At 25.2% G+C, this 24,857-nt stretch carries 23 protein-coding genes, 2 tRNA genes and 1 pseudogene; 10 read left to right on the top strand and 16 right to left on the bottom strand.

Features of this window, described 5'->3' with window-relative positions:
- Window positions 1–40 precede the first annotated feature (40 nt).
- Together H0H49_RS01395 and mtaB are read left to right on the top strand one after the other, a co-directional pair.
- Window positions 41–679, top strand: coding sequence for a peroxiredoxin (locus tag H0H49_RS01395; RefSeq protein ID WP_185864705.1), 639 nt, complete (start codon window positions 41–43; stop codon window positions 677–679).
- On the top strand, window positions 676–2,055 hold the full coding sequence (mtaB, locus tag H0H49_RS01390; RefSeq protein ID WP_185864704.1) for a tRNA (N(6)-L-threonylcarbamoyladenosine(37)-C(2))-methylthiotransferase MtaB: 1,380 nt from the start codon (window positions 676–678) through the stop codon (window positions 2,053–2,055). Before H0H49_RS01395 ends, mtaB begins: the two co-directional genes overlap by 4 nt.
- Here mtaB and lipB read toward each other — a convergent pair.
- On the bottom strand, window positions 2,042–2,749 hold the full coding sequence (gene lipB, locus H0H49_RS01385; protein WP_185864703.1) for a lipoyl(octanoyl) transferase LipB: 708 nt from the start codon (window positions 2,747–2,749) through the stop codon (window positions 2,042–2,044). The two genes, mtaB and lipB, sit on opposite strands and share 14 nt — an antisense overlap.
- An 87-nt stretch (window positions 2,750–2,836) precedes the next feature.
- On the opposite strand from lipB, the gene lysS reads away from it, so the two are divergent.
- On the top strand, window positions 2,837–4,336 hold the full coding sequence (gene lysS, locus H0H49_RS01380; RefSeq protein WP_185864702.1) for a lysine--tRNA ligase: 1,500 nt from the start codon (window positions 2,837–2,839) through the stop codon (window positions 4,334–4,336).
- A gap of 6 nt (window positions 4,337–4,342) precedes the next feature.
- Here the strand turns inward: lysS and H0H49_RS01375 are convergent, their stop codons facing one another.
- Together H0H49_RS01375 and rsmG are read right to left on the bottom strand one after the other, a co-directional pair.
- Window positions 4,343–5,314 carry an amidohydrolase family protein gene (locus H0H49_RS01375; protein ID WP_185864701.1) on the bottom strand — a complete coding sequence of 324 codons (972 nt, stop codon included), beginning with the start codon at window positions 5,312–5,314 and terminating at the stop codon, window positions 4,343–4,345.
- 18 nt (window positions 5,315–5,332) lie between these two features.
- Window positions 5,333–5,953: a 16S rRNA (guanine(527)-N(7))-methyltransferase RsmG gene (gene rsmG, locus H0H49_RS01370; RefSeq protein ID WP_185864700.1), complete on the bottom strand. Its 621-nt coding sequence runs from the start codon at window positions 5,951–5,953 to the stop codon at window positions 5,333–5,335.
- Between the two features lie 75 nt (window positions 5,954–6,028).
- Between rsmG and H0H49_RS01365 the strand changes: the two genes are divergently transcribed.
- Complete coding sequence (locus tag H0H49_RS01365; RefSeq protein WP_185864699.1) at window positions 6,029–7,222, top strand: pyridoxal phosphate-dependent aminotransferase; 1,194 nt, start codon at window positions 6,029–6,031, stop codon at window positions 7,220–7,222.
- 32 nt (window positions 7,223–7,254) lie between these two features.
- Here the strand turns inward: H0H49_RS01365 and H0H49_RS01360 are convergent.
- The 4 genes and pseudogenes from H0H49_RS01360 to H0H49_RS01345 form a co-directional block, all read right to left on the bottom strand.
- Window positions 7,255–7,329 (bottom strand) — tRNA-His (locus H0H49_RS01360).
- A 66-nt stretch (window positions 7,330–7,395) separates the two neighbouring features.
- A pseudogene (locus tag H0H49_RS01355) lies at window positions 7,396–8,450 on the bottom strand (diphosphomevalonate decarboxylase).
- Entirely contained in the window at window positions 8,447–9,838 is a 1,392-nt protein-coding gene (locus H0H49_RS01350; RefSeq protein ID WP_185864698.1) for a dicarboxylate/amino acid:cation symporter, read from the bottom strand. The pseudogene H0H49_RS01355 and the gene H0H49_RS01350 overlap by 4 nt, the downstream one beginning before the upstream one ends.
- Before the next feature lie 74 nt (window positions 9,839–9,912).
- A tRNA-Gln gene (locus H0H49_RS01345) sits at window positions 9,913–9,983 on the bottom strand.
- Window positions 9,984–10,101: 118 nt separating this feature from the next.
- On the opposite strand from H0H49_RS01345, the gene rpsP reads away from it, so the two are divergent.
- Complete coding sequence (rpsP, locus tag H0H49_RS01340) at window positions 10,102–10,443, top strand: 30S ribosomal protein S16 (RefSeq protein ID WP_185864697.1); 342 nt, start codon at window positions 10,102–10,104, stop codon at window positions 10,441–10,443.
- Here the strand turns inward: rpsP and truB are convergent.
- Genes truB through gyrB form a run of 3 tightly spaced genes read right to left on the bottom strand, consistent with a single transcriptional unit; the run spans window position 10,381 to window position 13,910 of the window.
- Window positions 10,381–11,163 (bottom strand): tRNA pseudouridine(55) synthase TruB, encoded by a 783-nt coding sequence (gene truB, locus H0H49_RS01335; protein ID WP_185864696.1) that lies wholly within the window; start codon window positions 11,161–11,163, stop codon window positions 10,381–10,383. The two genes, rpsP and truB, sit on opposite strands and share 63 nt — an antisense overlap.
- Window positions 11,160–11,966 (bottom strand): undecaprenyl-diphosphate phosphatase, encoded by an 807-nt coding sequence (locus tag H0H49_RS01330; RefSeq protein ID WP_185864695.1) that lies wholly within the window; start codon window positions 11,964–11,966, stop codon window positions 11,160–11,162. The genes truB and H0H49_RS01330 overlap by 4 nt, the downstream gene beginning before the upstream one ends.
- A 12-nt stretch (window positions 11,967–11,978) precedes the next feature.
- Window positions 11,979–13,910 carry a DNA topoisomerase (ATP-hydrolyzing) subunit B gene (gyrB, locus tag H0H49_RS01325; protein WP_185864694.1) on the bottom strand — a complete coding sequence of 644 codons (1,932 nt, stop codon included), beginning with the start codon at window positions 13,908–13,910 and terminating at the stop codon, window positions 11,979–11,981.
- A 91-nt stretch (window positions 13,911–14,001) separates the two neighbouring features.
- Between gyrB and argH the strand changes: the two genes are divergently transcribed.
- On the top strand, window positions 14,002–15,414 hold the full coding sequence (argH, locus tag H0H49_RS01320) for an argininosuccinate lyase (RefSeq protein WP_185864693.1): 1,413 nt from the start codon (window positions 14,002–14,004) through the stop codon (window positions 15,412–15,414).
- Here argH and trmD read toward each other — a convergent pair.
- On the bottom strand, window positions 15,371–16,027 hold the full coding sequence (gene trmD, locus H0H49_RS01315; protein ID WP_185864692.1) for a tRNA (guanosine(37)-N1)-methyltransferase TrmD: 657 nt from the start codon (window positions 16,025–16,027) through the stop codon (window positions 15,371–15,373). The genes argH and trmD overlap by 44 nt on opposite strands.
- 96 nt (window positions 16,028–16,123) lie before the next feature.
- Between trmD and der the strand changes: the two genes are divergently transcribed.
- From der to H0H49_RS01300, 3 genes are read left to right on the top strand one after another with little or no spacing between them, the layout of a single operon-like run.
- Window positions 16,124–17,470: a ribosome biogenesis GTPase Der gene (der, locus tag H0H49_RS01310; RefSeq protein WP_185864691.1), complete on the top strand. Its 1,347-nt coding sequence runs from the start codon at window positions 16,124–16,126 to the stop codon at window positions 17,468–17,470.
- A 31-nt stretch (window positions 17,471–17,501) separates the two neighbouring features.
- Window positions 17,502–18,098, top strand: coding sequence for a Holliday junction branch migration protein RuvA (gene ruvA / locus H0H49_RS01305; protein WP_185864690.1), 597 nt, complete (start codon window positions 17,502–17,504; stop codon window positions 18,096–18,098).
- A 34-nt stretch (window positions 18,099–18,132) separates the two neighbouring features.
- Window positions 18,133–20,433: an inorganic phosphate transporter gene (locus H0H49_RS01300; protein WP_185864689.1), complete on the top strand. Its 2,301-nt coding sequence runs from the start codon at window positions 18,133–18,135 to the stop codon at window positions 20,431–20,433.
- Between the two features lie 8 nt (window positions 20,434–20,441).
- Here H0H49_RS01300 and H0H49_RS01295 read toward each other — a convergent pair whose 3' ends face one another.
- Window positions 20,442–21,440 carry a LuxE/PaaK family acyltransferase gene (locus H0H49_RS01295; RefSeq protein WP_185864688.1) on the bottom strand — a complete coding sequence of 333 codons (999 nt, stop codon included), beginning with the start codon at window positions 21,438–21,440 and terminating at the stop codon, window positions 20,442–20,444.
- Window positions 21,437–22,063, bottom strand: a complete 627-nt coding sequence (locus H0H49_RS01290) for a CvpA family protein (RefSeq protein WP_238784959.1) — start codon at window positions 22,061–22,063, stop codon at window positions 21,437–21,439. The genes H0H49_RS01295 and H0H49_RS01290 overlap by 4 nt, the downstream gene beginning before the upstream one ends.
- Before the next feature lie 357 nt (window positions 22,064–22,420).
- Here H0H49_RS01290 and pheS point away from each other — a divergent pair, with 357 nt between their 5' ends.
- Window positions 22,421–23,422, top strand: a complete 1,002-nt coding sequence (gene pheS / locus H0H49_RS01285; RefSeq protein ID WP_185864687.1) for a phenylalanine--tRNA ligase subunit alpha — start codon at window positions 22,421–22,423, stop codon at window positions 23,420–23,422.
- Here the strand turns inward: pheS and rlmB are convergent.
- Genes rlmB through H0H49_RS01270 form a run of 3 tightly spaced genes read right to left on the bottom strand, consistent with a single transcriptional unit; the run spans window position 23,406 to window position 24,814 of the window.
- Entirely contained in the window at window positions 23,406–24,185 is a 780-nt protein-coding gene (rlmB, locus tag H0H49_RS01280; RefSeq protein WP_185864686.1) for a 23S rRNA (guanosine(2251)-2'-O)-methyltransferase RlmB, read from the bottom strand. The two genes, pheS and rlmB, sit on opposite strands and share 17 nt — an antisense overlap.
- 7 nt (window positions 24,186–24,192) lie before the next feature.
- The gene (locus tag H0H49_RS01275; protein WP_238784958.1) at window positions 24,193–24,564 is read right to left on the bottom strand and encodes a hypothetical protein; all 372 of its coding nucleotides are present in this window, start codon (window positions 24,562–24,564) and stop codon (window positions 24,193–24,195) included.
- Complete coding sequence (locus H0H49_RS01270; RefSeq protein ID WP_185864685.1) at window positions 24,548–24,814, bottom strand: YtxH domain-containing protein; 267 nt, start codon at window positions 24,812–24,814, stop codon at window positions 24,548–24,550. Before H0H49_RS01270 ends, H0H49_RS01275 begins: the two co-directional genes overlap by 17 nt.
- Between the last annotated feature and the right edge of the window lie 43 nt (window positions 24,815–24,857).

Here is a 24,857-nt window from a genome sequence, read left to right as displayed (position 1 = left end):
TAATTTTTTTTTTTGGTAAATTCGTAGTAAAATATACGAAATGAAAACATTAATATCAAAAAATGCGCCTGATTTTACAGCTAATGCTGTATTAAATGGAAAAGATATTGTACAAAATTTTACTTTAAAACAGTTTAAAGGTAGCAAATATGTTTTACTTTTTTTTTATCCTAAGGATTTTACCTTTGTTTGCCCGACAGAAATGTATGCTTTCCAAGAAAGAATAAAATGTTTTGAAATGAGAAATGTACAGGTCATTGCTGTATCTACAGATACAGAACAATCTCATTGGGCATGGTTACAAATTCCAAAGGAAAAAGGAGGAATACATGGAGTTACTTATCCTATTGTTTCTGACATAAATAAAACGATATCTCATAATTATGGAGTTTTATCTGGAGATTGGATTTGTTGTTGTAGTAATGAAGAGTGGAAAGTTTCAGGAGAACTAGTTGCTTATAGAGGTTTATTTTTAATAGATAAAAATGGTATAATTAGACATTATTTGGTAAATGATTTTCCTTTAGGAAGAGATATAGATGAAGCAATTCGTATAATAGATGCACTTCAATATTATGAAAAAAGTGGAGAGGTTTGTCCAGCAAATTGGAAAAAAGGTAAAATAGGAATGGAACCTAGTCATAGTGGAATTATAAATTATTTTTCTTCAAAAAATTGAAAAAAAAAGTTGCATTTTATACAATAGGATGTAAGTTAAATTATGCAGAAACTTCTACTATTGAAAAAAAATTTGATATATGTTATTATCAAAAAGTTCCTTTCAATAGTTTTGCTGATATTTATGTAATTAATAGTTGTTCTGTTACAAAAAATGCAGAAGTAGAATTAAAGCGTATTGTACGTATTGCTAAAAATAAAAATAATGATGCTATTATAATAGCAATAGGATGTTATGCACAGTTGAATCCTAAAGAAGTTTCAACTATTGATGGTATCAATTTAATATTAGGAGCTGAAGAAAAGTTGAAAATAGAATACTATCTTAGTAGATGGTTTTTTAACAATAATCAAAATGGGGGAAAAAATACAACAATGGTTTTTTCCATGTTAAAAAAAGATCATTATTCTTATTTACCATCTTTTTCAATTGGAGATAGAACTCGTTCTTTTTTAAAAATTCAGGATGGATGTGATTACAAATGTAGTTATTGTGTCATTCCTATGTCAAGAGGAAATTCTCGTTCTGATAGTATAGAAAATATCTTAGAAAAAATTAAATTTATTTTTAATAAAGGAGTTAAAGAAATAGTATTAACAGGGATCAACATAGGAGATTATGGAAAAATATATGACGAATATTATGGATATCATCGACGATTATATACATTTTTTGATTTGATCCAAGCTATAGATAAAATTAAAGAAAAGGGGAGAATACGTTTATCTTCGATAGAGCCTAATTTATTAAAATATGAATGTATTGAATTTTTATCGAAAAGCCAACACTTTGTTCCTCATTTTCATATTCCTTTACAATCGGGATGTAACGTTATTTTGAGAAAAATGCAAAGACGTTATAAACGTGAAACATACGAAGAAAAAGTCCAACAAATACGAAAACTAATACCAGATGCTTATATAGGTTCAGATATTATTGTTGGATATCCAGGTGAATCACATCAACATTTTTTAGATACTTATTTTTTTTTGAAAAAATTAGATATTTCATCTTTACATATATTTACCTATTCTCCTAGACCAAATACAAAGTCTACATCTGAAATAAAAATAAAAGAGGTATCTAAAAAAATACAATGGAAACGCAATAAAATTTTGCGACATCTTTCAAAAGAAAAATATATTTCTTTTTGTGAAAGACAAGTTAATACAAAAAAAACCGTTTTATTTGAAAAAAACTCCAAAAATAAAGAATATTTATATGGATATACAGAAAATTATATACGAACCAAAATACAATATCACTCATCATATGAAAATACATTATTAAATGTTTCTTTAATAGAGTTAGATAAGGAGGATGGCGTTATGATAGCTGCTGCTGAACCAACCCAAACACCACCTAGCAGCGGTTAATTAGGTCTACATTAAATACATATTGAAAAGATTTTTTCATCATATTTTTTACCATTTCAAATGAAATACTTTTTTCTAATTCTTTTTTTAAAGAAGTAACTTCTTGATCATGAATTCCACAAGGAACGATATAATCAAAATATCGTAAATTCGTATTGATATTTAAAGCAAAACCATGCATTGTCACCCAACGACTCATTCTAATTCCTATTGCACATATTTTCCTTGATTTTTTATCGACATCATCATTATTATTCATCCATACTCCTGTTTTTCCTTTTTTTCGGACTCCTTCCAGTTCATAATATTTCAAAAAATGAATAATCACTTCTTCTAAAAGACGAATATATTTATGAATATCAGTAAAAAAATAATCCATATTTAAAATAGGATATACTATTAATTGTCCAGGTCCATGAAAAGTTATATCTCCTCCTCTGTCTGTTTGATAAAAATCTGCATTTATTTTCTTTAAAAAATCTGATGTAACTAATAAATGTTTATTTTTGTTCCCATTTCTACCTATAGTATATACATTAGGATGTTCTACAAAAAGTAGATAACCTGCTTTTTTACAATGAATTTTTTTTACTTTTTTTTGTATTATATCTTCAAATAATTTTTTTTGATATTTCCAAGTATCTTCATATTTTTTTATTCCTAAATCTTCGAAATAAATTATTTTTTTTTTCATAATTTTTGATAAATTTATAAAACCTACTTTTTTACACATTTTACACATTTGAAAATATATGTGTATTGATGACATCATATAAAATTTATGTCCTATTTATCAGAACAACAAATCATACGAAGAAAAAAATTGAATCAGTTAAAATCATTAGGTATAAATCCTTATCCATCTGAAGAATATCTGATAACAGATACCATCTGTAAAATACATAAAAATTTTATAGAAAAAGAAAATGTAAGCATAGCTGGTAGATTAATGCGTTTGCGTATTTTAGGAAAAGCATCTTTTGGAGAAATAAAAGATCATACAGGAAGTATACAAGTATATTTTACCAAAAATGATTTAACATCAAATAAAATGAAAAAAGAAGATGTTTATGACATTTTTCTGAAAAAACTTCTGGATATAGGAGATATTATTGGAGTAGAAGGATTCTTATTTAAAACGAAAATGAATGAAATAACAATTCATGTTAATAAATTAACTTTATTATCGAAATCTATTCGTCCTATACCACAAGTTAAAGTAGACAAAAATAAAAAAATATATGACGCTTTTTCAAATGTAGAACAAAGATATCGTATGCGATATGTAGATCTTATAGTTAATGATGATGTGAAAGATATATTTTTAAAACGTACTCGTATCATACAAGAAATACGTAATTTTTTAGATAAAAAAAAATATATAGAAGTAGACACTCCTGTTTTACAATCTATACCTGGTGGAGCTATAGCTCGTCCATTTAAAACTTATCATAATGCCCTTGGAATTCCATTATACTTACGTATAGCTAATGAACTTTATTTGAAAAGACTTATTATAGGAGGATTTCATGGAGTATACGAGTTTTCAAGAAATTTTAGAAATGAAGGAATGGATCGTTTTCATAATCCTGAATTCACAGTTTTAGAACTTTATGTTGCTTATAAAGATTATTACTGGATGATGGATTTTACAGAAAATATGATGAAGCATATTTTTGATTTATTTCATGAAGAAAATCATGATATTAATTTTCAAATTCCTTTTCCTAGAATTTCTATACTAGATGCCATAAAAAAATATACTGGATTCAGTATAAAAAATATGGATCAAAATGATTTAAGAAAAGTTTGTCAGGAATTACATATAGAAGAAAATATAAAAATGAGTAAAGCAAAACTTATTGAAAATATTTTTGAAGAAAAATGCGAAAAACATTATAAAAATCCAACTTTTATTATTGATTATCCTATAGTTATGAGTCCTTTAACAAAAAAACATCGTTGTGACAACAGTTTATCAGAACGTTTTGAACTTATTATAAATGGGAAAGAAATTGCAAATGCTTATTCAGAACTTAATGATCCTGTAGATCAACTATATCGTTTAAAAGAACAAATAAAATTATCTGAAAAAAAAACAGATGATGAATTTATGTTGATAGATAAAGATTTTATCAGAGCTTTAGAATTTGGAATGCCTCCTACTGCAGGTATTGGTATTGGAATCGATCGTTTGGTTATGTTATTAACTAAAAATAAATCAATTCAAGATGTTTTATTTTTTCCACAAATGCGTCCAGAAAAAAAAGGTAAAAAATAGAGATAATCAATTTATTTTTTCTTGTAACCCTAATACTTTTAATCCATTTACCGTAGCTATTTTAACTAAGTTATCGATATCATAGTAATGACAAGCTTCTAGCATAACGCGCAATTCTATCCACATATTTCCATCAGAAAAAGGTTTGTATATATCACATATGTTATCTGTTCCAAAAGCTACTAGAATTCCTTCAGGTAACATTTCATCCACTGGAGTAATAGAATTGTGACTCGGAGTTAAACGTTCACTTCTCGTATGATCTATCCAAGCTATTGGACAAGAGATGACCATTAAATTTGCTTTTTTCATTAATTGGTATATCTCATAACGATATGCTCTAGAATGTGCGGCTAAAGATATGCTATGTATAGCAACTACTTTTCCTTCCATTCCATGTTCTATTGTTTTTTTTGCTAACTTTTCAGTCTCTTTCTCTTCACTAGTATTAAATTGATCTACATGTACATGTACTATTTTACCATATTTTTTAGCTGTTCTCAATAAAATATCTAAATGTTGATCTTCTTTACCATAATCTTTAGCTGGAAGTCCTCCAATAATATCCACAAATTCTATAGACTTATCAAACCAATATTTTGAATTTTTATCTAAAACTCCTTTTAGTACTTGATTTGCAAAACAAATGTGTATATCATTTCCATAGTTATTTTTCAATTTTTTTGCCGCATTCAAAGCTTTATCTTCTATAATGTCATCTACATCAATAAATGTACACAAAGCCTGTGTTCCTTGTAATAAAAAATATTCTAAAGCTTTTTCCATACGCATATAAATATCATTTTCTGTAGCTAAACGTTTTATTTCATCTACTAAATACCATTTTTTTTTTAGAGGAAGATAAGAATATTTAAAATTTTTACTCGTTAGAGTATAGGCTCTATCTAAATGAGCATGAGCATTAACCCATCCTCCTTTTTGTTTAATTTTTTCTATTAAAATTTTTTTAGTATTCATTATTATTACTTATAATTTTTAATTGGAAATCCAAACAACTTTTTTAGTTGTAAAAAATGGTTCATGAAAATAATGAGATAAAGGATATTCTATTGCATGAGGAAACTTTTTTAACTCATATGAAGTATCTCCTCCTTTTAGATAAAAAGTTCCATTTTTTATATATTTGGAATTTGATGTATGTTTAAATTTATTATTTATCCATTGATGAATAGTATCTATTTTTGTTACAGCTCTTGTTACTACAAAATCAAATTTTTTTTCTAATTTTTCCGCTCTAATACAAATAGTATTAGCATTTTCTAGATGAAGATCATTAATGATATTTTTAACAATTTTAATTTTTTTCATAACAGAATCTACTAATATAAATTCTGTTTTAGGAAATACTATGGATAAAGGAATTCCTGGAAATCCACCTCCTGTTCCTAGATCCATAACACACGATCCAGGAACAAAAGAATATACTTTTGCTATTCCTAAACAAAAAAGAACATGTTGTTGATAAAAATCATAAAAAGTTTTTCTAGATATAACATTTACATAGGAATTCCAGTATGAATATAAACTTTGTAAATAGTATAACTTATCAAATTGTATTGATAATAAATGTGGAAAATATTTTTTTATTAATTCCATTTTTGTGGATTATTATAGAATAAATATGATTATAAATTTATTTAGATTTGCAATCATTTCAAATTAATTCATTACATGAAAAATAGATTATTATCCAATCGTTTACAGAACATATCTTATTCGCAAACTATAGCTATGTCTGCTAAAGCGAGAGAATTAAAAAATAAAGGATATGATGTCATTAATTTAAGTTTGGGAGAACCCGATTTTCTTCCTCCAAACTTTGTTTTAAATGCAGCTAAAAAAGCTATAGATGAAGGTTATCATTATTATACACCTGTTTCCGGATATTTAGAATTAAGAGAAGTGATTTGCAATAAATTTTATCGTGATAATAAATTGAAATATACAGCATCTCAAATTGTCGTTTCTACTGGAGCAAAACAATCTATCATCAATGTACTTTTATCTATTCTAAATAAAAATGATGAAGTTATCATCCCATCTCCTTATTGGGTCAGTTATTTACAAATGGTAAAATTTTGCGAAGCATGTCCTGTTATAGTTCGTACAACAATAGAAAATGATTTCAAGATTAATGCAGAAAAATTGAAAAAAGCTATCACATCTAAAACTAAATTATTCATTTTTAACAGTCCTTGTAATCCTACAGGTAGTGTTTATTCTTATGAAGAATTAAAGGAATTAGCAGAAATTTTTAGAAAATATCCTAATGTTATGATACTTTCTGATGAAATTTATGAACATATTAGTTACTCAGCAGATAAACATGTAAGTATTGCGGAATTTTCTGATATTTATGATCAAGTAATTACACTTAATGGTTTATCTAAAGCTTTTTCAATGACGGGATGGAGAATTGGATATATTGGAGCTCCAGAATGGATATCAAAATCTTGTGATAAAATTCAGGGGCAGATGACTTCTTGTGCAAATTCTATAGCACAAAGAGCTGCTATTTCAGCATTACAATCATCTCCTATTGAAATAGGATATATGATAAAAAAATTCAAAAAAAGAAGAAATCTAGTTTTAGATTTAATTAAAGAAATACCTGGTTTTCAATTTAATCAACCTAATGGAGCATTTTATATTTTTCCAAATGTTTCAGAATTTTTTGGTAAAAAATTATATGGAAGAATAATGAATAATTCTGATGATTTTTCTAATTTTTTACTTGATGAAGCTAAAGTAGCAACCGTTAGTGGAAGCGCTTTTGGCGATAATAAATATATACGTATTTCTTATGCTTCTTCCGAAGAAAAAATTATAGAGGCATTTAATAGAATGAAAAAAGTATTGTTGTAAATAAACTTATTTTATTTTCTCAACCTAAATTGGGTGGACGACCGGATTTGAACCGGCGACCCTCAGAACCACAATCTGATGCTCTAAACCAACTGAGCTACGCCCACCATTTATATTTATAAAATACTAATAAACTACTACTAATAACTAATAATAAATATAGTTATAATAGTTCATTTATAAACAAAACTTTCTATAATTTTTTCGCAATAAAAAAAAAGATTTTGGTATACCCATTTTATAAGATATTTTCTTTCTTTTATAGGATAAATAAGATGTACATTAGCACCTGCATCTAGGGTAAAGTAGATATTTTTTTTACTTTGAATTCTGAATTCCCATATAGTATAAATAATATGAAGAGTATTTGGTTTCATACATAAAAAATATGGACGAGAGGTCATAATCATTGCATGAAGTGTTAATGCTTCATGTTCTACCAATTCTCCAAATTTACGGAAGTCTCCTTGTTCTAATATGGATATAAGTTTTATCATATTTTTATGAGCATTTTTCACTCTATTCCTAACATAAGGATGGTTATTCATCAACTGATGTCCTTTTGAACTTAATATTTTTTTAGGATTTTTGTCAACTATTAATATAGTATCTGAAATATTTTTGAAAATAGGGTGTATTTGATATGGATATGGAATAGCATAAAAATTATTACTTCCCTTTATATATTTATGATATCCCCAAACAACTAAACCAGGATAGATAGATCTACAAGCACTACCTGAACCTAATCTTGATAAAAAAGAAGCTTTTCTGAAAAAGAAATCTTCTTTTAAAGAAAAAAAAAATTTTTTTTCCAGTTCCATAATACATAAAGCTAAAGCACTCATAGAAGATGCAGAAGAAGCTATTCCACTACTATGTGGAAAATTGTTATATGTTTCAATAACAAAATCAAAATATCTAAGATAAGAACAGTATAACAAAGCCCTATGGAAAAATTTCAAAATCTTTGGAAGAAAACTTTTTTTCTCTATCCCATCTAGAAATATTTTTATAGAAAAATTTTTTTTTTATTAAGACGATATATTAACCGTGTTTTTGTATATACTTTATTTAAAGAATAACTAATAGAAGAATTTAATGGGATTTGTATTCTATTATTATATTTTCCCCAATATTTAATCAAGGCAATATTCGAATAACTTTTTTTTGTAATGATTCCATTTGGAGATATTTTTAATATTTTATTTTGAAATTCATAATTCATTTTTTTTGTTGTATGTAATCTAACATTTTTTTGTCATCAAATTCCCCTTCAGAACGAGCAATAACACAACTGGCTAATCCATTTCCAATAACATTTACAGTTGTACGAGCCATGTCCATTAATTCATCAATTCCAATAATAGCTAGTATTGGCCAAGTAGGTAACCCAAAAGAAGCAACAGTTGCTAGAAGTATGACGAGAGAAGCTCTAGGAACTCCTGCTACTCCTTTACTAGTTAATATTAATGTTAAACCTATAAATATTTGTTGACTAAAACTTAGAGGAATCCCAGATGCTTGTGCTACAAAAACTGTAGCTAAAGAAAGATATAAAGTAGTTCCATCTAAGTTAAAACTATATCCTGTAGGGATGACAAAAGCAATAATTTTTCTAGGGACTCCTAATTTTTCTAAATTTTCCATCAGAAGAGGAAGAGCAGATTCAGAACTTGTAGTAGCGAAAGCTAATGAAACTGGTTCAGTTAATGCTTTCACAAAACCTTTTAAAGGAATTTTTATCCATAAAAGAATAGGAAGTAAAACCACGATTAAAAAAGTAAATAGAGCAATATAAAGAGTAAATAATAACTGAAATAGGTTATATAAAATATCTAATCCCATATGACCAACAGTATAAGCAATGGCTGATCCTACTCCTATGGGTGCAAAATACATGATGATCTTAGTAAACTTAAACATTATTTCTGATAAACTCTCTGCAAAAATTAATATAGGATTCCGTTTTTTTTCTTCCAAGAAAACCATAGAAACACCAAATATTACAGAAAAAACTACTATAGGTAGAACATCTCCATGATATATAGATTTAATAAAATTCTCAGGAAAAACATGAAGAATAGTATCTTGCCAAGATCTACTTTCTACTTTTGGTAATTGTTGTTCTGTAATGCCAGAAGGAATCACAATACCTACTCCTGCTTGAGAAATATTAATGGCAATTAAACCGATAAATAAAGCTAGAGTTGTTACTATTTCAAAGTATAGTAATGACTTCCATCCCATACTACCCAATTGCTTAATGTTAGAATGACTTGCTATTCCAACAACTAAAGTTGAAAATAGTATTGGAGCAATAATAGTTTTGATTAATCTCAAAAAAATTTGGGATAGAAATCTTAGTTCTACAGCAATTTTTGGTAAATCTAATCCCATTTCTATACCTATTATTATAGATATTAATATCCAAGTAGTTAAGTCTTTTTTTAGAAAAGCATATAATATAAATAAAGAGATGACAGAGCACCTTAATATGCAAAGAGTAGATTTATCAAATCCCAAAAAGGACCTATAGAAATGAATCAATGCACATATTAAAAAACTCAGAAAAGCTATCAGTAAAACTTTTTCTTTTTTCATTCCAATACTCAATTTTATATTATAAAAAATTCAAAATTCATATATCATATTTCATGAGATAATAAATTTTTGCACAAAGAAGGTAACAGACCCGTAGGGACTCGAACCCCAACTAACAGAACCAAAATCTGCTGTGCTACCGTTACACAACGGGTCTATGAAAAATGTAAATATATACCATTTTTTTTCAAAAACATTATATTTATATCTAAATTTAAATTCGAGAATATAAGTATAAATTTTTTTTAAAATTTAATCATCAATATTGTAAAATTATGTCCGTAAAAATACGTTTAAAAAGAATTGGTAAAAAACATAAACCAATGTATCACATAGTAGTAGCAGATTCTCGTGCTCCACGAGATGGAAAATTTATAGAAAAGTTGGGGTCATATAATCCTCATACAGATCCACCATCTACTGTATTGAACATGAATAATGCAGTTTCATGGCTAATGAAAGGAGCAAAACCTACAGAGACAGTAAGATCTATCTTTTCTAAAAATGGAGTTTTACTTCAAAAACATTTATTAGAAGGAGTGAAGAAAGGAGCATTAACAAATGAAGAATCTTATGAAAAATTCAATATATGGTATAAAAAAAAACACAAAATTTAATAAATAGCATGAAAATTCATTTGAAAGATTTTTTAAAAAAAATTTAGAACTTTTCATAGTATAGTTTCCTATACGTTCTCTTCTTAAAGAAAGAAGATATGCTCCTATTTCAATTTCTTCTCCAAAATCTTTCGCTATGGATCTAATATAAGTTCCTTTTCCACATTCTATAAAAAATTTTATATATGGAATGCTTATTTTTAATAAATGAAACTGATAAATTTTAACATATCTAGGTTTTACTAAAGACAAAAATTTTTGTCCTTTTCTAGCATATTCATATAATTTTCTTCCATTTATTTTCAATGCAGAAAAATAAGGTGGAAATTGATTTATTTCTCCTATAAATTTTTTTGATGTTTTTCTAATAAGTTTTGTAGTAATATGAGAAGTAGAAGAAAAATTATATTCTTCTGTTTCTGAATCGAAAGATTTAGTTTGACAACCTAATTTTATAATTCCTGTATAAGTCTTTTTATAATTTTGAATATATTTTACGTTTTTAGTACTTTTTCCCGTAAGAACAATTAATAAACCAGTTGCTAGAGGATCTAAAGTTCCTGCATGTCCTATTTTTAGATTACAATTACAACTACTATTAGAATATTTTTCTAATATAGAATTTTTTATTTTTTTCACAATTTCAAAAGAAGTAAAACCCCAAGGTTTGTCTACCAATAACGTTTTTCCCTTTTGAAATTCAGATAAATCTTTGATCAAAGTTTTCCAATTGGTTTAACAAAATAATGTACCAATATAAAGAAAACTCCAAGAATAATCCTGTAGTATCCAAATAGTTTAAAATCGTATTTATGCAAATATTTTATGAAAAATTTTATGGAGATTACTCCCGTTATAAAAGATATTATGTTTCCCAACAACAATAATTTAATTTCATTAAAAAAAATACGAAAATCAATATAATTTATAAAAAAATAATCGTGTAATTTTTTACATGTAGCCATTCCAATAACAGGAATAGATACAAAAAAGGAAAATTCAATAGTTTTTTTTCTATTTATATTTTGTAGTAGACCAGCTATAATGGTAGTTGCACTTCTAGAAAATCCTGGTATTAATGAAAAACACTGAAATAAACCAATAATGATTGCATTAAAATAAGTAATACTATTGCTTTTTCGAAAGCAATTTTTTTCATATAAATTTTCTGATTTTATAATCATTACCCCCCCCAATAAAAGAGATATAGATACTATGATAGGGTTTTCTAATAATATAGAAATTATATGATTGAACATAAAACCAGAAATTCCTATAGGAATAATAGCTAAAAAAATTTTTAAGTAAAAATTATATTTTTGAAATAATAATTTTTTTCTATATAGAAATACGACAGAAAAAATAGTTCCAAGTTGAACAGAAATAAGGAATAAACTGGTTATTTTATTTTTTAATATTCCCATAATATAAGATATGAGTATCATATGTCCAGTAGAAGAAATAGGAAAAAATTCTGTAATACCTTCAATAATACCTAGTATAATTGATTGAATATAATTCATCAATAATAATTTTTATACATCTATCCTTGCATAAATTGCATTTTTTTCTATAAAATTTCTTCTAGGTGGAACATCATCCCCCATCAAAATAGAAAATATTCTATCTGCCTCAGTATAATTTTCTATATTAACTTTTCGTAGCGTTCTATTTTTTGGATTCATTGTAGTATCCCAAAGCTGTTCCGCATTCATTTCTCCTAATCCTTTGTATCGTTGTATGTTAACATATTTTCTTTCTCCTAATTTTTTTACAATATTTTCTCTTTCTTGATCATTCCAAGCATATTTTGAATAATTACCTTTCCTAATTAAATAAAGTGGAGGAGTTGCAATATAAATATGTCCTTTTTCTATCAAAGGTTTCATATAACGGAAAAATAATGTTAAAATTAAAGTAGAAATATGACTTCCATCTATATCTGCATCTGTCATGATAATAATTTTGTTATATCTAAGTTTTTTTATATTCAAAACTTTTTGATCTTCTTCTGTACCGATAGAAACTCCTAGAGAGGTAAAAATATTTTTTATTTCTTCATTTTCAAATATTTTATATTGCATTGCTTTTTCTACATTAAGTATTTTACCTCTTAGAGGTAAAATTGCCTGGAAATTTCTATCTCTACCTTGTTTAGCTGTTCCACCTGCAGAATCTCCCTCTACTAAATAAATCTCGCAATTTTCTGGATTATTAAAAGAGCAATCTGCCAATTTTCCGGGTAAAATTCCACTTATAATAGGATTTTTTTTCTGTATTAGTTCACGTGCTTTTCTAGCTGCTTGACGTGCTTTAGCAGCCAGAATAATCTTGTCTATAATTTTTTTCCTATCAATAGGATTTTCTTCTAAATAATTATTTAATTTTTCCCCTACAATTTTATCTACAATACCTCCAACTTCATGATTACTCAATTTAGTTTTGGTTTGTCCCTCAAATTGAGGATCCATAACCCTAACAGATATAATAGCCGTAATTCCTTCCCTGAAATCATCTCCAGTTAATTCTACCTTTTTATCTTTAGATACATAAACATCTGTATATTTTTTCAACGTTCTTGTTAATGATCGTCTAAATCCGGAAATATGAGTTCCACCTTCATAAGTATTTATATTGTTAACATAAGAATAAATTCTTGCTTTATAAGAAGTATTGTATTGCATTGCAACTTCTACAATAGTATTTTCTTTTTCTCCTTCGATAAGGATTACATTTTTTGTTATAGGAACTTGATCTTTATCTAAAATAGTAATGTATTCTCTTAGTCCATTTTCAGATAAAAAAGATTCTTTTTTATTATTTCTTTCGTCTTCTAGAAATAAATGTAAACCTTTATTTAGAAAGGATAGTTCTTTTAGTCTAGTAGACAATATTTCATAGTCATATGTAATATTATTAAATATAGAATTATCGACGAGATAATGTATTTTTGTTCCTATTTTGTTAGTATTTCCAATACATTTAACAGAATATATGGGTTTCCCTTTATAATATTCTTGTTGATATATTTTACCTTCACGATAAATTGTTACTGTAAGTTTTTTAGATAAAGCATTAACACAGGAAATTCCAACACCATGTAATCCTCCAGATACTTTATAAGAATTTTTATCAAATTTACCGCCTGCACCAACTTTTGTCATAACAACTTCAAGAGCAGATTTTCCTTCTTTTTTATGAATTCCTATTGGAATTCCACGACCGTTATCGATAACACTTATAAATCCATCTTTGTGAATTTTTATCCATATTTTATTACAAAATCCAGCCAAAGCCTCATCTACAGAATTATCTATAACTTCATAGACTAGATGATGTAACCCTCTAATCCCTACATCTCCAATGTACATAGAAGGTCGTAATCTAATATGCTCAATCCCTTCAAGAGATCTAATACTATCCTCTGTATATGTTGTTGTATAATCTTTATTATGATTATTATTCATAATTCATTCAAATATTTAGAAATTTTTCTTTTTCCATAAAAAATTTATAGTTTTATCAAATATATAGAAAATATAAAAAAATATTTTATACGTGAAAATTTGGGAAAAAGAAAATAATTTTAGTTTTGATAAAAAAATAATAAATTTTACCTCAGGAAAGGATTCGGAAGTAGATATACTTTTAGCTCAACATGATGTTATAGGTACGATCGCTCATGTTATCATGCTAGAAAGTATTGGATTGTTAAATAAAAATGACTTAAAGATTTTAATTCATGAATTACGTAATATATATGAGGAAATATTGAAAAAAAAATTTCAAATTGATGAAGGAATAGAAGATGTACATTCTCAAATAGAATTTCTGCTAACTAATCGTTTAGGAAACGTAGGGCAAAAAATACATAGTGGTAGATCTAGAAATGATCAAATATTAGTAGATTTAAAATTATTTACTAGAACAGAAATCAAAGAAATCATTTCAATTACTTATTCTTTATTTGATTTGTTATTGAAATTGAGTGAACAATATAAAAAGATATTAATGCCTGGATACACTCATTATCAAATTGCTATGCCTTCATCTTTTGGGCTTTGGTTTGCAGCGTATGCAGAAAGTTTAATAGATGATGTATTACTAATTCATACAGCATATTGCATTGTTAATAAAAATCCGCTGGGATCTGCAGCTGGTTATGGTACTTCGTTACCTTTAAATCGTAAAATGACAACAGATTTATTAGGTTTTGATGATTTAAATTACAATGTAATATATGCCCAAATGGTTCGTGGAAAAATGGAAATTATTGTTTCGGAAGCTTTTTCTTCTTTGGCAAGAACTTTAAGTAAAATGTCGCAAGATATTTGTTTATATTTAAATCAAAATTTTAATTTTATTAGTTTTCCTGATTATTTAACAACTGGATCTAGTATTATGCCTCATAAAAAAAATCCAGATGTTTTTGAAATTATACGAGCTAAATGTAATAAAATTAATTCTGTTCCAAATGAAATTTGTTTAATTACTTCTAATTTATGTTCTGGATATCATAGAGATTATCAAATTATTAAAGAAATATTCATCCCTATTTTTGATGAATTGAAAAAATGTATTTACATGTCTAAATACATGTTAAATCATATTATAGTAAAAAAAGATATCCTAAAAGAAGATAAATATCGCTATTTATTTAGTGTAGAAGCAGTGAATAAACTTGTAATAGAGGAAGGTTATTCTTTCCGAGAAGCCTATAAAAAAGTAGGATCTGACATACAAAATGGTTGTTTTAAAAAACTAAAAAATAAAGTATATCATTCTCATGAAGGTAGCATAGGAAATTTATGTAATACAAAAATTAGAAAAATTATGAAAAAAGCAATAGAAAATTTTAATTTTGATAAAATTGATAAAGTGATAAAATTTCTAATTTATGGTAAAATACCATTGCAAAACGTATATTTTATGGTTTTATCTTCATGGATTTTTTCTTTAACCAATCTTTAATTTTCTTATGATTTCCTGATAAAAGAATATCGGGTACTTTCCATCCTTTATAAATTACTGGACGAGTGTAAATAGGAGGTGCTATAAATGATTCTTCTTCTTGAAAAGAGTCTGTCATAATAGAACCCTTATTTTTTATTACTCCTGGGAGTAACCTAACTACAGTTTCTACCAATACAGCTGCTGCTATTTCTCCTCCAGATAAAATATAATTACCAATAGATATTTCTTTTGAAATTAAGTTATCTCTAATTCTTTGATCTATTCCTTTGTAACGTCCGCATAATATGATAATATTTTTTTTATTTTTCAGATATTGAGCATATTTTTGTGATAATATTTCTCCATCAGGAGTCATAAAAATTATTTCATCATAAGACCTTTTTGATAATAATTTAGAAAAACAGTGATACACAGGTTCTATTCTAATAACCATACCAGGTATTCCTCCATAAGGATAATCATCTATTTTCTTACGTTTACCTAATCCATATTCTCGTAGGTTATGAATATGGATTTTCATCAAATTTTTATCAATTGCTCTTTTAATAATAGAATGAGAAAAAGGTCCCTGAAATATGTCAGGAAATATGCTGATAATATCTATACGCATTTTTTTAATGAAAAAAACAAATATACTATAAAATATAGTAATAATCTAGTAATGAAACTAATAAAAAAATTCTAACTTTACGAATAATTTATAAAAATGAGTTATATCGTATCTATAGTAGGATGTCCAAATGTAGGAAAATCTACTCTTTTTAATCGTCTTATAGGAAGGAGAAAAGCTATTGTTCATGTTACAAGCGGTGTAACAAGAGATCGTATTTATGGAACTACGGAATGGAATGGAATGAAATTTTCTGTAGTAGATACAGGTGGTTTTACTATTTCCACAGATAAAGATATGATCGAATATGAAATAAAAAACCAAATTTTTTTAGCTATTGAAGAATCTGATATTGTTTTATTTTTGGTAGATATAAAAATTGGTATATCTAATACGGAAATAGAAATATCTCAAATACTAAGAGAAAAATATAAAAAAATAATTATACTGGTAGTAAACAAAGTAGATAATAATAATATATATTATAATTCTAATACGGATTTTTTCCGTTTAGGATTCGATAAATATTATTATATATCAGCCATAAATGGTAGTGGTACAGGAGAATTATTAGATAAAATAACAGAAATATTTCAAAAATATAATAATAAATATGATAGTGGTATAAAAAATATAAATGGTGGGATAAACAAAGAAAAATATCTACCGATATTTTCAGTAATAGGACGTCCAAATGTAGGAAAATCTACATTAATTAATTCTTTTCTAAATAAAAAAAATCATCATATTGTTACTAATATACCTGGAACAACAAGAGATAGCCTAGATGTAGTATACAAACAATGTATTTTAGTTGACACTCCTGGAGTTAGAAAAAAATCAAAAATAAGAAAAAACATAGAATTTTATTCTTCTATAAGAACAGTAAAAACGATAGAATATGCAGACATTTGTCTTTTAATGATCGATGCAAGTCGTGGATGGGAAAATCAAGATATGAATCTTTTCAGATTAGTGGAAAAAAATCATAAGGGAATTATAATTGTTATTAACAAATGGGATTTATTCGATAAAAATGACCACTTACAAAAAAATTTAGAAAACTTAATTCGGAACAAAATTTCTCCGTTTGATAATGTTCCTATTCTTTTTATATCTGCTAAAAATAAAAATGGAATCCATAATATTATTCCAACAGCTTATGACGTTTTAAAATCCAGTAAAAATAGACTAAAAACAAATATTTTAAATAAAATTATGTTACCAATTTTAAAAAATAACCCTCCCCCTTCTATTAGAAAAAATAAATTAATAAAAATAAAGTATTGTACTCAATTACCATCAAGAACTCCAAAATTTATTTTTTTTTCTAATTTTCCGCAATATATAAAAGAATCTTATAAAAGATTCGTTGAAAATAAAATTCGTTATTACTTTGATTTCAAAGGAGTACCTATACAAATTTTCTTCAGGAAGAAATAGATTTATTACCATCTTATTATTTTGATTTGATGTGATAACACATTTAAGAGGAAAGTTAATTGAAAAAAATAAATCTAATTTAATAATAGATTGTAATGGTGTAGGATATTATATTTACATATCCTCATATACCTATTCTTTTTTTTTAAGAAAAGAAATAGGAGAACATATACATATATACACTTATCTTTTTATGAAAGAGAATCAAAACGTTTTATATGGTTTCTTTGGGAAAGAAGAAAGAAATATATTCTCTTATTTGATATCTGTTAATGGTATAGGACCAAGTTCTGCGATTGTATTATTGTCCACTCTTACTCCAAATGAAATAGAAGAATCTATTTCAAAAGAAAACATAAAGGTTTTTAATAAGGTAAAGGGAATAGGCAACAAAACAGCTCAAAGAATAATTCTTGAACTTAAGGATAAGTTTACTAAAAAAATAATTACTACCGAAAATAAAGAAAAAAATAGAGAACCTAACTTAGTAAAAAAAGATGCCTTAAGTGCTTTGAGTGTATTAGGTTTTCCTATTCAAAAATCTGAAAAAGTATTAGATAATATTTTAAGTAAACATCCAGAATTATCGGTTGAAAATCTTATCAAAGAATCTATAAAAAAGTTATAAATCACAAATCTATAAATAATTAATATCTTTTGTTATGAAACTTTTTTATCCATCAATTATAGTGGTTCTTTTTTTATTATCAATATTAGACCTTATTGTTGGATTGATTAATGATGCGGTTAATTTCTTAAATTCTGCTATAGGATCCAAAGCCGCTTCTCGTAGAATTATTATGATATTTTCTAGTTTAGGAATATTATTAGGAGCTTTTTTATCCAGTGGAATGATGGAAGTAGCAAGAAAAGGAGTTTTTAATCCTTCTTATTTTTATTTTTCGGATGTTATTTTCATTTTTTTAGCAGTAATGATCTCTGATGTTATATTATTAGATATTTTTAATACTTTAGGATTACCTACTTCTACTACTGTATCTATGGTTTTTTGTTTATTAGGTGCAGCTTTTAGTATTGCTATGATCAAAATAGCATCTCCATTCAGTCATGAACCTTTTCATAATTTAAGTTTATATATAAAAGCAGAAAAAACATTGACTATCAGCATAGGAATTTTTTTATCCATTATAATATCTTTTATTTCTGGTGCTATTATTCATTATTTTATTCGTTTATTTTTTAGTTTTGAATATAAAAAAAGATTAAAATATGTAGGAGTAATATGGACAGCTATTTCATTAAGTAGTATGACTTATTTTCTTATTGTAAGAGGCTTACATAGTACTTTACAAGGAATAATGAATGATAATTTTACATATTTTTCATTATTTGTTCAGTCACTTATAGAAGGAATTCATCATAATTTTTTTATTTTTTTATTTGTATTATTTTTATTTTGGACTATTATTGCAAAAATATTTGTTTCTTTAGGATATAATATATTAAAATTTGTTGTATTGTATGGAACATTTTCTCTAGCTATGGCATTTGCAGGTAACGACTTAGTAAATTTTGTAGGAATTCCAATAGCTAGTATACAGTCATATAACATATGGAAACAAGCTGGAAGTCCCCCAGCTGAAAAATTCAATATGAAAAGTCTATCCGGTAATGTTAAAGTTCCATCTTCATTTTTGATTATTTCAGGAATCATCATGATATTAACTCTTTGGTTTTCTAAAAAAACAAAAAATATAACCAGTACAGAGATCAATTTAAGTAGACAAAACGAAGGTCCAGAGAAGTTTTTATCGAATTATTTTTCTAGAGGTATTGTTAGATTTTTTTTGTTTTTTGGAAAAAAATTTTTTGTCTTATTTCCAAAAAGAATTCTTGTAAAAATAGAAAAAAATTTTAAACAAAAAAAAGAAGAAAATGAAGCTTTTGACCTGGTAAGAGCTTCTGCAAACTTAACCATATCTAGTATTCTAATATCTATAGCTACGGTACAAAAGTTACCATTATCTACAACATTTGTTACTTTTATGGTTTCTATGGGGACTTCACTATCAGATAGAGCTTGGGATAGAGAAAGTGCAGTATATAGAGTTTCAGGAGTTTTACAAGTTATAAGAGGATGGTTTTTAACAGGTTTCATTGCTTTTATCATATCAGGAATTATTTCTATATTTTTATATTTTTTAAAAGGATGGTTTGTTGTAATTGCATTTTTATCAATAATTATAATATTATCATATAAAATATATAAAATTTTATATAATGAAAAAACAAAATCAATTATAACGGTATATCCAATAGAAGAAATATCTATAAATAAAACTTATGATATTCTAAAACCTATATTTGAATGCATAGAAAATATATACAAAAATAGCATTGTAGGAATTACTAAATATAATATAAAAGATCTGAAAAACAGTAGAAAAAAATTTTTAAAATTAAAAGAAAACTTTTATAAGATAATACATAATAATTTAATTAGGGTAATTAGAAAGACTAAAAAAGATAGTGATCTAGATATAGGTATATTTTATTTACATATTTACAATAATACGAAAGACATTATTGAATATTTAGATATCATTACCGATCATACTATATTTCATGTTATTAATTGCCATAACCCATTAAAATATAAACAAAAGAAAAACTTATTAAAATTAGAAAAATTCATGAATGAAAATTTTGACTTAATGAAAAAAATAACAATAGAAAAAAACTGCAAAAAAATTCAATTACCTTTTCCAATACAAATTAAAATAGTCAAAGAAATTGAAAAACAAATGAATCAACAAGTTATAGGTATTATCGATAAAAAATATGCAATAAAAAATACTTTTTTGATGTTAGATATTTTATTACAATCAAAAAAAATAACAGAAAGTATACAAAATATTATGTTGTTATATCATAGGATATCATTCCATTCTTCTTCTTTTACAAAGAAAAAAAAAGATGCTTCTTCTTTTTTAGCTTTTTAATTATCTGTTTATATCATTGTATTACAACCTCTGATATCTGAAAAATCAATTCTTCCTAATACTTCAAACTCTTTTTCATTTATTTTCCTTCCTAAATCATCAGTAGAAACAAAAGAACAAGATAAATAATTAGATAAATCTATAATATCAATTCCTCCTATTTTATTATTTTCTATATGTAAAAATGGATCTTCTATATCTCGTATATATATTTTCATCCATGGTGGACATTGAAATATTCCATTTTTTTTTGAATATGCTTGAGAAAGTAATTCCGTCATTCCATATTCCGAATGGATGTGTTTTACATGAAAGTAATTTTTTAAAATATAGTGTAATTCATCTCTAATTAATTCTTTTCTTTTACCTTTCATTCCTCCTGTTTCCATAACAATTAATTTTTTTTGTAATCCATTTTTTTTGATACAAATATTTTTATTTTCTATAAAATTTAATAAATAAGAACTAAGACCGAAAATAAAAATATTTGTATCATTTTTCATATCATTATGAATAATATCAATGAAATTTTCTTGATAAGAAGGAATAAAAATACTTCCATTATGAACAGTTTTATGTATCATATAATTTACCATGTAAATTAAAGAAGAATGAACGATTTGATGTGGAAAAAAACAAAAAAATTTGAATTTTTCTATCGGACCATAAAAATATTCAAATCCTTTTAAAATACTACTATTGTAAATACTTAAATCAGATACAAAATGTTTACTTTTTAATCCTGTTGTAGTTCCACTACTTTTAAAAAGTATATTATTATTAGGATTATTTTTTTTATTACTATCAATACGATGTGTTTTAAAAAAAGAAATAGGTAAAAAAGGTATTTCATCAACATTTTTTATGTCAACTAATTTTTTATTTAACAAATGAACATAGTTTTTATAAATATTATTATTCATCATTTGATAATGAAATATATCCATAGTTATACCTTCAAATTCATTTTTTGATGAAATAGAAAATATTTTTTCTTTAAAATTCATAAAATGAATAATTCTTTCAATTTTTTAAAAAAAAATAATAATACCTTTTGACATAAGGTAGGAATAATTTTAATTATTTTTGAATTTGAAAATGAACTTTCAAAAAATTTGTAAGGAATCATATTTGTTTTTTTCATTAAAAATATACATATCGATATATGAAAAAAATATTTTAACATACCTAATACTGCACCTAAAAACCTATCTATAGGTTTCATCAATGTGATAATTAAAATCAATTCTATCATCTTTTTTAAAAAAAAAGATGATAGAATTATCAATATAAATGAAACTACTATAGAAATAAATAGAAAATATTTTGAATAGTTAATATCAAATTTTTTTATAAATTCTTCTGATATTAACTTTTTTATAAATTCTTCTGATATTAACTTTTTTATAAATTCTTTTGATATTAACTTTTTTATAAATTCTTTTGATAAATGATATATATATATACCTTTATAAAAAAAAAGAAAGAACATCATAAATCCAAAAAATTGGGAAATCATACCTTTTTTATAACCGCTATATCCTCCATATAAAATTATAATTACAATAATTATATCCAAAAATATCATAACAACATTTTTTATTTTAAATAATTTATGCAATAATTTCATATCAACTGGAATCAAGTCATTTACTACATAAAAATAATTTTTTTATCAATAGATAAATTGATATGATTTCAATCATATTTGATAATTCAAAGTACAAAGAAAAAAATATTTCATATCGAAAGATATATTATTGCTGCACATTGCAATATTTAGAATATTATTTTATTAGTTTAGTATCTTTCGGTATATATATATTTTTTTACAATAAAAAAATAAAGAAGGACGTCGCAAAAAAATAAAAATTGCTTTTAATCATGAAGAATAGAAGAACAATTTTTTTAATGAAAAAAGCAATTCATTATTCGATGATAGATATATGAATAATGAAAAAATTATTGTAAAATATAATAAAATGAAATGGAAAAAGAAATAGAAAAAATAAAAGAAAACATTAAAAATTTTCATCCTAAAAATTTAGATGATTTAGAAACATTAAAAATTTTTTTCTTAGGAAAAAAAAAGGGAATTATTACTAATTTTATGAAAAATTTAAAAAAAATTCCACTTAAAGAAAGAAAGTTTTTCGGAAAAATCATTAATGAATTAAAAAAAGAAATTGAAAATAAAATAAAAATTTTTTCCTCAAAACATCAATATTTCAACAAAAACAAAAAAAAAGAAATACTTTTCGACCCTACTTTACCAGGTAAAGCAATAGAAATAGGATCTATTCATCCAATATCTATCATAAAAAATAGAATCATAGAAATATTTATAAAAATAGGATTTACTTATGTAGATGGACCGGAAATAGAAGACGATTGGCATAATTTTACAGCTTTAAATATGCCAATTGATCATCCATCAAGAGATATGCAGGATACATTTTTTATCTATAAAAATCCAGATATATTGTTACGTACACATACTTCATCTGTTCAAATACGATATATGAAAAAACATAAGCCTCCATTTCGTGTTTTATCTATTGGAAAAGTATATAGAAATGAAACTGTATCTTCACATTCTAATTTTATGTTTCACCAAGCTGAAGTATTTTACATAGACAAAAAAGTTTCTTTTTCAGATTTAAAACAATCTATTATTTATATGATAAATTCTCTTTTTGGTAAAAAAGCGAAAATAAGATTTCGTCCTTCTTATTTTCCATTTACAGAACCTAGTGCAGAAGTAGATATATATAATGTAAAAAATGGTGAATGGCTAGAAATTATAGGTTGTGGAATGATAGATCCAAATGTTTTAAATAACGTAGATATTGATTCAGAAATATATTCCGGATTTGCTTTTGGAATAGGAATAGAACGTTTAGCTTTAATGATATATAACATAAAAGATATTAGAATTTATTTTAATAACGATGTTCGTTTTTTAGAACAGTTTAAAAGTGAATTTTAGGGGGATCATCAATAGATTTTCTTTGCCTAATAATTTCATATAAAATAATACCAAAAGCAACAGATACATTTAAGGAAGAAATACCACCTTTAATAGGTATTTTCACTTTTTCGTTAGAAATTTTCAAATATTTAGAAGAAATACCTTTTTCTTCATTACCGAATATTAAGGCTATAGGACCTGAAAAATCAATATTATACGAATACATATTGGATTTTTTTTCCGTAGTAGCAGAAACTATTTTAAATCCATATTTTATCAAAAAAAAAATAGTATTTTTTATATTTTTTTCTTTACATATCGGAACTTTGAATAATGCTCCTGAAGATGTTTTAATAGAATCAGATCCAATCATTGCTGTTTCTTTATTGGGTACAATAATAGCATCTACTCCTGCGCATGCAGAAGTACGTATGATAGACCCAAAATTTCTTACATCTGTAATGCGATCTAAAATGATCAAAATAGGATTTCTTTTTTTTTTATAAAAAATAGGAAGCAAATTTGTTATTTGATAAGTTTTTATAGGTGAAAGTATAGCGAAAACTCCTTGATGATTTTTATTATTTAATTTAATAAATTTATTTTCTGGTACGACTTGAATTGGAATATTCTCCTTCTTAGAAAGAAAGATCAATTTTTGATAAGCGGAAGAATACATCTTCATTCCCTTTTGTAAAAAAAGTTTATTAATAGTTTTTTTAGCTTTAATTGCCTCTATTAATGGATGTAAGCCATAAACAATAATTTTATCTTTTTGCATAAATTTTTTAATACTTTTTATTTTCTCCTAAAATATCAATAGACTTACTAATAATTCTTTGAATGAAAGATCGCGTAACTTGTTTACATAAAAAGAACATAAAAATAAAAAAAATAAAATATAAGAAAGTAACAATACCAAATCCTATGACATAGTTTTCAAAATAATAAGATAAAAAAATACATAAGGAAACACTTCCTAAAAAGAAAATAATAATAAGAAACAGAAATAATAAAAAAATCATAATAATTTCTGTAACAACAGAAATAAAAAATCTCAATATATCATTTTTAAAAATACACCACTTCTTATGAAGAAAATTTCTAAAAAAAAAAAACATCTCAAGTAAAATAAAAGCTTTATTAAGTCCCCAATTCATTTTCCACTTTATCTTGATCTATTTTTTCTATTTTATTTTTCCATTTTTTTCCAATGTTTGATTTAATCTTATATACTTCCTCTCCTATTTTCTTTCTAAATTCTTGAAAATTATTTCTTAGTTCTTCTGTTTTTTTTCCTAAAATATTTCTTATTTTTTGTTCTTTTTTTTGAGTAAGCATCATTCCTATGATTAAACCTGCCATACTACCCAAAATAATTCCCCAAAAAAAATTTCCTCCTCTTTTCATAAATAATAACAATTTTATATTTTTACGGAATAAATTTAATCAT

It is taken from the genome of Blattabacterium cuenoti (assembly GCF_014252035.1).
Lineage (GTDB): Bacteria > Bacteroidota > Bacteroidia > Flavobacteriales > Blattabacteriaceae > Blattabacterium > Blattabacterium cuenoti_Z.
This window is presented reverse-complemented; position numbering and strand designations above follow the sequence as displayed.

Bases quoted from the DNA above. Each gene is read 5' to 3' on its own strand.
- H0H49_RS01395 (WP_185864705.1), top strand. From the start codon at position 41: ATGAAAACATTAATATCAAAAAATGCGCCTGATTTTACAGCTAATGCT.
- lipB (WP_185864703.1), bottom strand. From the start codon at position 2,749: ATGAAAAAAAAAATAATTTATTTCGAAGATTTAGGAATAAAAAAATAT.
- lysS (WP_185864702.1), top strand. From the start codon at position 2,837: ATGTCCTATTTATCAGAACAACAAATCATACGAAGAAAAAAATTGAAT.
- H0H49_RS01375 (WP_185864701.1), bottom strand. From the start codon at position 5,314: ATGAATACTAAAAAAATTTTAATAGAAAAAATTAAACAAAAAGGAGGA.
- rsmG (WP_185864700.1), bottom strand. From the start codon at position 5,953: ATGGAATTAATAAAAAAATATTTTCCACATTTATTATCAATACAATTT.
- H0H49_RS01365 (WP_185864699.1), top strand. From the start codon at position 6,029: ATGAAAAATAGATTATTATCCAATCGTTTACAGAACATATCTTATTCG.
- rpsP (WP_185864697.1), top strand. From the start codon at position 10,102: ATGTCCGTAAAAATACGTTTAAAAAGAATTGGTAAAAAACATAAACCA.
- H0H49_RS01330 (WP_185864695.1), bottom strand. From the start codon at position 11,966: ATGAATTATATTCAATCAATTATACTAGGTATTATTGAAGGTATTACA.
- gyrB (WP_185864694.1), bottom strand. From the start codon at position 13,910: ATGAATAATAATCATAATAAAGATTATACAACAACATATACAGAGGAT.
- trmD (WP_185864692.1), bottom strand. From the start codon at position 16,027: ATGCGTATAGATATTATCAGCATATTTCCTGACATATTTCAGGGACCT.
- der (WP_185864691.1), top strand. From the start codon at position 16,124: ATGAGTTATATCGTATCTATAGTAGGATGTCCAAATGTAGGAAAATCT.
- H0H49_RS01300 (WP_185864689.1), top strand. From the start codon at position 18,133: ATGAAACTTTTTTATCCATCAATTATAGTGGTTCTTTTTTTATTATCA.
- H0H49_RS01295 (WP_185864688.1), bottom strand. From the start codon at position 21,440: ATGAATTTTAAAGAAAAAATATTTTCTATTTCATCAAAAAATGAATTT.
- H0H49_RS01290 (WP_238784959.1), bottom strand. From the start codon at position 22,063: ATGAAATTATTGCATAAATTATTTAAAATAAAAAATGTTGTTATGATA.
- pheS (WP_185864687.1), top strand. From the start codon at position 22,421: ATGGAAAAAGAAATAGAAAAAATAAAAGAAAACATTAAAAATTTTCAT.
- rlmB (WP_185864686.1), bottom strand. From the start codon at position 24,185: ATGCAAAAAGATAAAATTATTGTTTATGGCTTACATCCATTAATAGAG.
- H0H49_RS01275 (WP_238784958.1), bottom strand. From the start codon at position 24,564: ATGAATTGGGGACTTAATAAAGCTTTTATTTTACTTGAGATGTTTTTT.
- H0H49_RS01270 (WP_185864685.1), bottom strand. From the start codon at position 24,814: ATGAAAAGAGGAGGAAATTTTTTTTGGGGAATTATTTTGGGTAGTATG.